Below are 6,751 nucleotides of genomic sequence, written 5' to 3'. Positions count from 1 at the left end.
CCTACTAAAGCCGATACAGATGGCGATGGCTTGACTGATAAGGAAGAAGTAGAGAAAGGAACAGACCCTACTAAAGCCGATACAGATGGCGATGGCTTGACTGATAAGGAAGAAGTAGAAAAAGGAACAAATCCGAAAGATCCAAACTCGAAACCAGAATCTAAACCAGTAGGTGCATCAACTAAGGATTCAGATAGTGTTAAAGATCCATCAGTAACATCGGTTAAAGATCCAAGCAACTTGACTGATGCAGAAAGAGCTAAGGTAGCCGAAGAAGTTAAGAAATCTAACCCAACTGCAACAGATGTTAAAGTAGGTAAAGATGGAACAATAACTGTAACCTTCCCAGATGGCTCAACAGCAGTAATTCCAGCAGCTAAAGCAGTTGAGAAAGCTAAAGATGCAGATAGTGTTAAGGATCCGTCAGCAACACCAGTTAAAGATCCAAGCAACTTGACTGACGCAGAAAAAGCTAAGGTAGCCGAAGAAGTTAAGAAATCTAACCCAACTGCGAAAGATATTAAGGTAAACAAAGACGGATCAGTAGTTGTAACCTTTGAAGATGGTACTACATCTGTTATTCCAGCAGATAAGACAGTCAAGAAATCAGATAGTTCAGTAGCAGTTAATCCAGCTACCAACCAAGATTCACCTGCTCAAGCACCAGCTGAGAAAGCAGGAGCGAAAGAATTGCCAAATACTGGTACAGAACAATCTAGCGCTTCACTTGCTCTAGCACTTCTTGCAGCAGCAACAGGGGGACTCCTTATCGCGAAAAAACGCAAGGAAGAAGAGTAAGAAATTACTTTGATAAAATAATTCATAGGATAAACATTCTGTAAATTTAACGAAAATAGATTGGAACACTATGTTCTAGTCGCCCCCAAAAGGATAGCATCTCCGAGAGGAGATGTTATCCTTTTTTTACTAGTGAATCAAATGATATAGTGGATTGAATTTATAATAGTACGGTAAGCGCGTCATAACAAGGTATCTATCATTCATGGAGTTCCTCCTGTATACTATTCGTAAAGTAAAACTATTGGAAGATATTTTAATGCCACAACCTATTGTTCCTGTAGAGATTCCACAATCTCGAAATGATAGAAGAGCTTTTGGATAAGGTGTTGCTCTATGACAATTCATCTATCTAGCCTAGGGCAGGTCTATCTCGTGTGTGGGAAAACGGATATGAGGCAAGGCATTGATTCACTGGCTTATCTCATTAAAACCCACTTTGAATTAAATCCCTTTTCAGGTCAAGTCTTTCTCTTTTGTGGTGGACGTAAAGACCGCTTTAAATCCCTTTACTGGGATGGTCAAGGATTTTGGCTACTATATAAACGCTTTGAGAGCGGCAGACTGACTTGGCCCAGTACAGAAAAGGATATCAAAGCTCTCACGCCTGAACAAGTAGACTGGCTGATGAAGGGCTTTTCTATCACTCCCAAAATAAATTCATCAGAAAGTCGTGATTTCTATTGAAAGACGGGCATCTGGTCCTTTCCAATAATCTAGCTGAACGCGCTATTAAATCATTGGTTATGGGACGGAGTAAAAGAGTCCAGTGGACTCTTTTAGCCTAAGAAAAACGTGGACTGATTTTGTGTTTGGATTATGACCTTGAACGACATGCTTTAAAAGTTAGTTGAACCGCCGTATGTCGAACGGCACGTACGGTGGTGTGAGAGGGACTAGAGATTATCCCCTACTCGATATTTTTTTTCGTATTTCATAAACATTTCATATTTGGGTTTTATAATAGTCTTACAAATATGGAGGTGACAAATGAATCCAATCCAAAGAGCTTGGGCTTATGTCAGCAGAAAACGACTGAGAAGTTTTATTCTATTTCTGATTTTATTGGTTCTATTGGCTGGAATTTCAGCCTGTTTGACATTGATGAAGTCCAATAAAACAGTGGAAACCAATCTTTATAAATCACTCAATACATCTTTTTCTATTAAGAAGATAGAAAATGGTCAGACTTTCAAGTTGTCGGACTTATCATCCGTGAGCCAGATTAAGGGACTGGAAAATGTTTCTCCTGAACTCGAGACGGTCGCAAAACTAAAAGACAAGGAAGCGGTGAGTGGTGAGCAGAGCGTGGAGCGTGATGATTTGTTAGCTGCAGACAAAAACTTGGTTAGTTTAACAGCTCTTGAGGATTCATCTAAGGATGTAACCTTTACTAGCTCGGCTTTCAACTTAAAAGAAGGGCGACATCTTCAAAAAGGGGATTCTAAGAAAATCCTGATCCACGAAGAGTTGGCTAAGAAGAACGGTCTTTCGCTTCATGACAAGATTGGCTTGGATGCTGGTCAGTCCGAATCTGGCAAAGGGCAAACAGTAGAGTTTGAAATCGTCGGAATCTTCTCTGGTAAAAAACAGGAGAAATTCACAGGTTTGTCTTCCGACTTCAGTGAAAACCAGGTCTTTACAGACTATGAAAGTAGCCAGACACTTTTGGGCAATAGTGAAGCTCAAGTCAGTGCAGCTCGCTTCTATGTAGAAAATCCTAAGGAAATGGACGGACTCATGAAGCAGGTGGAAAACTTGGCCTTGGAAAGTCAAGGCTACCAAGTCGAGAAGGAAAACAAGACTTTTGAACAAATCAAAGACTCAGTGGAAACCTTCCAAACCTTCCTGACCATCTTCCTTTATGGGATGTTGATAGCAGGAGCAGGAGCCTTAATTCTGGTTTTGTCTCTCTGGTTGAGAGAAAGGGTCTACGAAGTGGGAATTTTACTGGCACTTGGAAAAGGCAAGAGCTCAATCTTCCTACAATTCTGTTTAGAGGTAGTTTTGGTATCTCTCAGTGCTTTGCTTCCAGCATTTGTTGCAGGAAACGCAATAACATCTTACCTACTCCAAACCCTACTAGCAAGTGGAGATCAGGCAGCCCTACAAGACACGCTAGCTAAAGCAAGCAGTCTATCAAGTAGTTTATTATCTTTTGCAGCATCCTATGTTTTTCTAGTTCTGCTTAGTTGCTTATCTGTAGCCCTTTGTTTCCTATTTTTATTTAGAAAATCGCCGAAAGAAATTTTATCATCTATTAGTTAAGAAGGAGAAATCATGACTTTATTACAATTACAAGCTGTTACCTACCGTTATAAGAACACTGCTGAAGCAGTCCTATATCAGATCAATTATCATTTTGAACCCGGGAAATTTTACAGTATTATTGGGGAGTCAGGAGCGGGGAAATCCACTCTCTTGTCCCTCCTTGCCGGTCTTGACAGTCCTGTTGAAGGTTCGATTCTTTTTCAGGGAGAGGATATTCGTAAGAAGGGCTATTCTTACCATCGTATGCACCATATTTCCTTGGTTTTTCAAAATTATAACTTGATAGATTATCTTTCTCCACTGGAAAATATCCGCTTGGTCAACAAAAAGGCAAGCAAGGATACACTGCTTGAGCTTGGTTTAGATGAAAATCAGATCAAGCGGAATGTTCTCCAGTTATCAGGTGGTCAACAGCAACGTGTTGCCATTGCTCGCAGTTTGGTCTCAGAAGCTCCAGTTATTCTAGCTGATGAGCCAACAGGAAATCTGGATCCTAAAACTGCTGGAGATATTGTCGAACTGCTCAAATCACTTGCCCAGAAAACAGGTAAATGTGTCATCGTCGTAACCCACAGCAAAGAAGTGGCACAAGCATCAGATATTACACTTGAGTTGAAAGATAAGAAACTGACTGAAACTCGAAATACTACGAAATAATACGAACTTTTTCTGTTCAAACTATAAAATAGAATAAAATCTAGAAAGGGAATCTATGTTACACAACGCATTTGCCTATGTTACAAGGAAGTTTTTCAAATCGATCGTCATCTTCCTGATTATTCTCCTCATGGCGAGCTTGAGTTTGGTCGGCTTGTCGATTAAGGGAGCTACTGCCAAAGCTTCTCAGGAGACCTTTAAAAATATCACCAACAGCTTCTCCATGCAAATCAATCGTCGCGTCAATCAAGGAACGCCACGTGGTGCTGGGAATATCAAGGGTGAAGACATCAAAAAAATCACCGAAAACAAGGCTATTGAGTCTTATGTAAAACGCATCAACGCTATCGGAGATTTGACTGGATATGACCTCATCGAAACGCCAGATACCAAGAAAAATCTGACACCTGATCGTGCTAAACATTTTGGAAGTAGCTTGATGATTACAGGTGTCAATGACTCCTCTAAAGAAGACAAGTTTGTCTCTGGTTCTTATAAGCTGGTCGAAGGTGAGCACCTAACAAACGACGACAAGGACAAGATCCTCTTGCACAAGGACTTGGCAGCTAAACACGGCTGGAAAGTAGGGGATAAGGTCAAGTTGGACTCTAATGTCTATGATGCAGACAATGAAAAAGGTGCCAAGGAAACAGTTGAAGTGACAATCAAGGGACTATTTGATGGCCATAATAAGTCGGCAGTAACCTACTCACAAGAACTTTACGAAAATACTGCTATCACAGACATCCATACGGCTGCTAAACTTTATGGCTACACAGAAGACACAGCTATTTATGGTGACGCAACCTTCTTTGTAACAGCGGACAAGAACTTGGATGATGTTATGAAAGAGTTGAATGGCATCAGTGGTATCAACTGGAAGAGCTATACTTTAGTTAAGAGCTCCTCTAACTACCCAGCTCTTGAGCAATCCATTTCTGGTATGTACAAGATGGCCAATCTCCTCTTCTGGGGCAGCTTGAGCTTCTCAGTTCTTCTCCTTGCCCTCTTGCTCAGTCTTTGGATCAATGCCCGTCGCAAGGAAGTGGGAATCCTCCTCTCTATTGGTCTCAAGCAGGCAAGTATCTTGGGGCAATTCATCACCGAATCCATCTTGATTGCAATTCCTGCTCTCGTTTCTGCTTACTTCCTAGCCAACTACACAGCTCGTGCAATCGGAAATACTGTCCTTGCCAATGTGACTTCAGGTGTTGCCAAGCAAGCCAGCAAGGCTGCTCAAGCCTCTAACCTTGGTGGTGGTGCAGAAGTAGATGGTTTTAACAAGACCTTGTCAAGCCTAGATATTTCCATTCAGACATCAGACTTTATCATCGTCTTTGTCCTTGCTTTAGTTCTAGTGGTTCTCGTTATGGCGCTTGCTTCAAGCAATCTCCTCAGAAAACAACCAAAAGAGCTCTTGCTGGATGGTGAATAATGCTGATGCCAGAGTGAAAAATGAGGCTAGCAACTGAAAGTTTTAAAATGATAAATGAAGCAGAAAGCAATGGTGATAATCATTGATTTCAGTTGCTTTCTTTGTACTTTAGTACTTAAATATGATATACTAAGGTTATGGAATTTATTAGAAAGGAGTTTCGCAACTTATATATGGAATTGTGCATAAAAATCTATAGAAATCTTATCTTGAAAATAGATAGATAAATCTGTAGAAGCCTATCCATATCGCAAACATAGGCTAGTAGACCCAGGCAGGGTCTACCTTGGAAAATATAGAATAGTGAGGAAAAATAAACATTATGAGACAAACAAATGTTAGAGGAAGCTTGTCCCTCCGTGGCTTTAGAAAATTGAGAACGGGTGCAATTATTGCGACAGGTGTCATTTTGCTAGGTCTGGGCTTTTTAGCTCCAACTGTATCAGCAAGTGAACAAGATGGTGTCTGGGTAGCCAGAACAGTTGAGGAAGTGAAAGCTGATATTCTAAATATAGACAATTTATCACACTACACAATTAAGTGGGGAGATACATTGAGTGCTATTAGTGGGGCAACAGGGCTATCTGTTGATAGTTTGGTTGAGATAAATCGTATTGCAAATAGAGATTTGATTTTTGCTAATAATAAATTGTATTTTAGCGAAGAGGCTTTTCTAAAAGATGGAAATACAGAAGTAAAAAGACAGCGAGTGTCGATTGATAATTCTGGTAAGTCGTCAAAGTTATGAAGTTGAAACAAAAACAGATACTGTAACTGGTGAACAAAGGACTACTGTTAAACAAACGACACCAGTAGCTGTGGAAATCCCAGCGGCGTCAGCAGAGAAAGCTGAAGAGTCAGTATTGCCGGCATCGAAATCAGAAACCTCAGTCTCAGTTGCGCCAAAAGCCGAAACAAGATCAGAAACTTTACATGCTCCATCTGCAGATACTACAATTGAATCAGGGAACTCAACTGAATCAAGTCCAGTAGTAGACAAGGCCCTTTCAAATATAGGGACAACAAATCAACCTGTAGTTTCAAATCCAAGTTCTGAAGCGCCAGCACCGAAAGTGGAAGAGCCAATGGTATCAGAACCAAAATCGGAAGCACCAGCGACCCCAGCACCAAAAGTGGAAGAACCAGTGTCACCGGCGCCAAAAGCGGAAGAACCAGCAACACTGGCACCAGAAGTAGAAGAGCCAGCGACCCCAGCACCGAAAGCGGATGAGCCAACGGTATCAGAACCAAAAGCAGAAGCACCCGTATCTCCAGCACCGAAAGTAGAAGAGCCAACGGTATCAGAACCAAAATCAGAAGCACCAGCGACCCCAGCGCCAAAAGCAGAAGAGCCAATGGTATCAGAACCAAAATCAGAAGCACCAGCGACCCCGGCGCCAAAAGCGGAAGAACCAGCAACACTGGCACCAGAAGTAGAAGAGCCAGCGACCCTAGCACCGAAAGCGGATGAGCCAACGGTATCAGAACCAAAAGCAGAAGCACCCGTATCTCCAGCACCGAAAGTAGAAGAGCCAACGGTATCAGAACCAAAAGCAGAAGCACCAGAGTCACCAGCGCCAAAAGCAGAAG

Annotated in this window: 6 protein-coding genes and 2 pseudogenes; all 8 read left to right on the top strand. The window is 41.6% G+C overall.

Going from position 1 to position 6,751, the window contains the following annotated elements:
* The coding region (locus tag HT701_RS10205; RefSeq protein WP_172931496.1) for an LPXTG cell wall anchor domain-containing protein at positions 1 to 798 on the top strand (798 nt) is incomplete at its 5' end.
* Between the two features lie 336 nt (positions 799 to 1,134).
* Positions 1,135 to 1,485, top strand: coding sequence for an IS66 family insertion sequence element accessory protein TnpB (gene tnpB / locus HT701_RS10200; RefSeq protein WP_023937629.1), 351 nt, complete (start codon positions 1,135 to 1,137; stop codon positions 1,483 to 1,485).
* Positions 1,482 to 1,553, top strand: a pseudogene (locus HT701_RS10195) (transposase); the annotation flags it as partial. The gene tnpB and the pseudogene HT701_RS10195, both read left to right, overlap by 4 nt.
* Positions 1,554 to 1,788: 235 nt before the next feature.
* Positions 1,789 to 3,066, top strand: a complete 1,278-nt coding sequence (locus HT701_RS10190; protein WP_172931495.1) for an ABC transporter permease — start codon at positions 1,789 to 1,791, stop codon at positions 3,064 to 3,066.
* Between the two features lie 12 nt (positions 3,067 to 3,078).
* Positions 3,079 to 3,726 carry an ABC transporter ATP-binding subunit Vex2 gene (gene vex2 / locus HT701_RS10185; RefSeq protein ID WP_166732083.1) on the top strand — a complete coding sequence of 216 codons (648 nt, stop codon included), beginning with the start codon at positions 3,079 to 3,081 and terminating at the stop codon, positions 3,724 to 3,726.
* A 55-nt stretch (positions 3,727 to 3,781) separates the two neighbouring features.
* Positions 3,782 to 5,161, top strand: coding sequence for an ABC transporter permease subunit Vex3 (gene vex3, locus HT701_RS10180; RefSeq protein ID WP_138704832.1), 1,380 nt, complete (start codon positions 3,782 to 3,784; stop codon positions 5,159 to 5,161).
* Between the two features lie 322 nt (positions 5,162 to 5,483).
* On the top strand, positions 5,484 to 5,909 hold the full coding sequence (locus HT701_RS11635) for a LysM domain-containing protein (RefSeq protein ID WP_240152375.1): 426 nt from the start codon (positions 5,484 to 5,486) through the stop codon (positions 5,907 to 5,909).
* Positions 5,878 to 6,751 (top strand): annotated as a pseudogene (locus tag HT701_RS11630) (hypothetical protein); the annotation flags it as partial. The gene HT701_RS11635 and the pseudogene HT701_RS11630, both read left to right, overlap by 32 nt.

The organism is Streptococcus sp. 10824, from assembly GCF_013276595.1.
Classification (GTDB): domain Bacteria; phylum Bacillota; class Bacilli; order Lactobacillales; family Streptococcaceae; genus Streptococcus; species Streptococcus pseudopneumoniae.
Note: the sequence above shows the minus strand (reverse complement) of the source record. Positions and strands in the feature narration are given on the sequence as shown.